Annotated in this window: 1 protein-coding gene; it reads left to right on the top strand. The window is 56.3% G+C overall.

Going from position 1 to position 890, the window contains the following annotated elements; genetic code table 11:
* Positions 1-890, top strand: an 890-nt coding sequence (locus tag ACFC20_RS17530) for a transposase (protein WP_375194106.1), incomplete at both ends; no start/stop codon positions are given.

The following is an 890-nucleotide window of genomic DNA, read 5'->3' as shown; positions in this document are numbered from 1 at the left end:
CTTAATCAGACCAGCAGCACCCGGCGACTGGAGAAGGAATGCCATCGCAATCTGGAAGTGCTGTGGCTGATGAAGCAACTGGCCCCAGACTTCAAGACCATTGCAGACTTCCGTAAGGATAACGGTGATGCGGTCAAGAAGGTGTGCCGCCAGTTCATCGTTTTCTGCAAACAGGCGGGGTTGGTCAGCGGCCAGTTGGTGGCGATTGATGGCAGCAAATTCAAAGCGGCCGCCAGTAAAGATCAGGCCATCACCCGCAAGCAGCTGGAGAAACAGCTGGGCAAGCTGGACCAGAAAATCGATCGTTACCTTGCTCGGTTGGCGGCTTCGGAACAAGGCGATGACGCCGACCTGAACCGTGACAAGGTGTCCGAAGCCCTGGCTTACCTGCACGCCCACAAGTCACAGCTGCAGGATGAGCTGAAGACGCTGGTTGATGAGGGTAAAACCCAGCTTTGCCGCACAGAGCCTGAGGCCAGGCTGATGAAATCCGGCCGGGAAGGCATGGTGGTGGGTTATAACGCGCAGAATGCCGTGGATGAAGCACACCAGTTGATCGTTCACCACGAGTTGACTCAGGCCGGCAACGATAACCAGCAACTGAAACCGATCGCCCAAGAGGCCCATGAGGTGCTCGAGGGTGATTTAGAGACGGTTGTTGCTGATGCTGGCTATTCGAACGGCGAACAGATAAGCGATCTTCACGCCTCTGGTTACGATGTGGCCGTGCCATCGAACCGGGCGGTCAACAATCAGGGAACCGGTGAGTATTTCCAGAAGAGTGACTTCACCTATTTGCCCGAAGAGGACGCTTACCGCTGTCCTGCCGGGGAGTTGTTGCCTCACAAGACCGTGAGCAACAAGGACCGGATGCACCTGTATGCGCGCTC

Origin of the sequence: Marinobacter sp. (genome assembly GCF_041984545.1) — a bacterium.
Classification (GTDB): domain Bacteria; phylum Pseudomonadota; class Gammaproteobacteria; order Pseudomonadales; family Oleiphilaceae; genus Marinobacter.
This window is presented reverse-complemented; position numbering and strand designations above follow the sequence as displayed.